We start from the raw sequence: 2,565 nt of genomic DNA, 5'->3' as shown, positions 1-2,565 counted from the left end.
ATGTCGTGCTGCAGATGCACGATGCCCTTGGGCCGGCCGGTCGAGCCGGACGAGTACATCCAGAACGCCATCTCGTTGCGATGCGTCGCGGCTTCCGCCAGCCCGGTCGGGAATTGCGCGAGCCAGCCTGCCGCGGAGATCGCCTCCGGCGCGGCGTGATCGCCCGCCGCGCCATTGACGACGATCAGCGTGCGCAGACGAGTGTCCTTGCAGGCCTCCGCGTTGAAGCGCGCGCAGAACTCGGCGTCCGCCACGGCAACGCTCGCGCCGGAATCGGCGAGATAGAACTGCAGCAGATCCGGCGGCGTCAGCGTGTTGATCAGCAGCGGCACGAAGCCGGCGCGGACCGCGCCGAAGAACGCGGCCGGATAGGCCGGGGTATCGTCGAGGAACAGCAGCACGCGATCGCCGCGCTTCAGGCCCAACGAGGTGAAGCCGTTGCCCCATTGGCCAGCTTCCGCGCAAAGCTCGGCATAGCTGCGCGCACCCGCCGGCCCGATCAGTGCGGGCTTGTCGCCGCGCCCCCTGGCGAGATTGTCGAACAACACGCGGCTGGCGTTGTAAATCTCCGGAACGGCAAAGCCGATCTCACGCGCGCCCGCGCTGTCGGCGGGCACCTGGTCGCGAAGCTCGCTGCTCATGCCGCATCTCCGCCGTTCTTCGCGGCCTCGTAGCGCGCCATGAAGGCCGGCGACATCGCGCGCAGGCGGGAATCGTCGATACGGCCGGAGCGGGTGATGTAGCTGTAGGCAAAGTCCATCACATCGAGCTGCATGTGTTCGGCAAAGTGCTCGTACCAGCCGGCCGAGGTGCGCGCGGCGTCGACGAGCTTCTGCACCACCGGTTTTCGCGCGGCCTGGTAGCGATGCAGCGCGGTGGTCAGATGCGCATCCGATTCCAGCGCCTTGACCAGCGCGATGGCATCCTCGATCGCGAGCCGCGTGCCCGAGCCGATCGAGAAATGCGCCGAGTGCAGCGCGTCGCCCATCAGAACCATATTCTTAAACGACCAGTGCTCGTTCCAGACCCAGGGGAAATTGCGCCAGACCGATTTGTTGGAGACCAGGCAGTGGCCGCCGAGCGTGTCGGCAAACACCTCCTCGCAGACGCCCTTGGACTGCTCGACGTCCTTGTAGGCGAAGCCGTAGGCCTGCCAGGTGGCATGATCGCACTCGACCAGGAAGGTGCTCATGGTCGGCGAGTAGCGGTAGTGATGGGCATTGAAGGCGCCGCGGTCGGTCTTCACGAAGGTCTGCGACAGCGTGTCGAAGCGCTTCGAGGTGCCGTACCAGACGAACTTGTTGGAGGAGTAGGACAGCGATGTGCCGAAATCGCCCTCGAAGGCGCGGCGCACCAGCGAGTTCAGCCCGTCGGCGGCGACGATCAGGTCATGGCCGTTGAGCTGGTCGATCGCGTGAATCGGCGTGTCGAAGCGCGGCGTGACGCCGGCATCGAGCGCGCGCTGCTGCAGGAACTGCAAGAGCTCGAGCCGGCCGATCGAGGAAAAGCCGACGCCGTCGATGGCGACGCTGTCGCCATGGACGTTCAGCGTGATGTTCTCCCAGCTCTCCATATGCGGCGCGATCGCGTCGACCGTCTCGGGGTCGTCGGTACGCAGGAACTCCAGCGCCTGGTCGGAGAACACCACGCCAAAGCCCCAGGTCGCGTCGGCCGGGTTCTGTTCGAACAGGTCGACTTGATCCTCAGGGTGACGCTTCTTCCAGAGATAGGCGAAGTAGAGCCCGCCGGGCCCCCCGCCAATCACGGCGATCCGCAACGTCTGCCTCCCTAATTGACAGTATACTCACTATCTAGGGGTAGACTAATGTGCTCCGACGTTCGGCGCCAGCGGAATTATCGGCATGGCGGGGCGCGCCGAAACTCGCTCCAAACACACGTTTGGCGCGTGTCCGAAACCATCACGTCCGGAGCATAGCCAAACCGCGCCGGCTTGGCCACCTGTGCGTCAGACGCAGCGCTTCACGTAGACACCGTTCACCAGCACCCTGGTACAGCGGACCACCGGAACCGGCTTGCGGACCACGACGGCGGCGTTCGGCCCGGCGCAACCGGCGCGATAGACGCCGCGCGCGCACACGACCGCGTTGGCGTCGGTGGCCTCGAACGTCATGGTCGCGCCGAAGGCCAGCAGCGCGGAAGCAGTGAGCAGCAATGCACGCACGTTTTCCTCCCGGTCTTGTCGTGATCGAAATCGGTTGTCGGTAAAATTCTGCGATTTGTCGTCGCAGGCGTGCGGAGTTCCTCCACGCACGCCGCCGGCTGTTGATGCGCGCCCTTTGCGTCGTCGCGCGCCTCTCTATCGCGCCGCGAACGGCGCCAGCACGTCCTTGCAGGCGGGCGACAGCGACGCGGCATTGCTTGCAATGCATTGCACGATGCGTCCGCCACCGGGCGCGACGCCGGCGCAGAGCGTGCGGATGTCGGCGCCACAGGCCGATCGGACAATGAACAGCTCTTCGCGCGGCCGCAGCGGCCGCAGCACGATCACGGCTGGCGCGGCCGCCGGTGCTGCCGCCGCAGGAGCTGCGCCCGCAGGCGCTGCCG

General features: G+C 66.3%; 3 protein-coding genes and 1 pseudogene. All 4 read right to left on the bottom strand.

Annotation, left to right across the window (positions count from 1 at the left end):
* Positions 1 to 641, bottom strand: a 641-nt coding sequence (locus tag ACXJL8_RS38750) for an AMP-binding protein (protein WP_456686786.1), incomplete at its 3' end; no start/stop codon positions are given.
* On the bottom strand, positions 638 to 1,777 hold the full coding sequence (locus ACXJL8_RS38745) for an FAD-dependent monooxygenase (RefSeq protein WP_456619340.1): 1,140 nt from the start codon (positions 1,775 to 1,777) through the stop codon (positions 638 to 640). The genes ACXJL8_RS38745 and ACXJL8_RS38750, both read right to left, overlap by 4 nt.
* A 189-nt stretch (positions 1,778 to 1,966) precedes the next feature.
* Positions 1,967 to 2,182 carry a hypothetical protein gene (locus ACXJL8_RS38740; RefSeq protein WP_456619341.1) on the bottom strand — a complete coding sequence of 72 codons (216 nt, stop codon included), beginning with the start codon at positions 2,180 to 2,182 and terminating at the stop codon, positions 1,967 to 1,969.
* Positions 2,183 to 2,317: 135 nt separating this feature from the next.
* Positions 2,318 to 2,565: pseudogene (locus ACXJL8_RS38735) on the bottom strand (hypothetical protein); the annotation flags it as partial.

Source organism: Bradyrhizobium sp. P5_C11_2, from assembly GCF_054049755.1.
The sequence above is the reverse complement of the archived record's forward strand: the minus strand, read 5'-3'. Positions and strand labels throughout refer to the sequence as shown.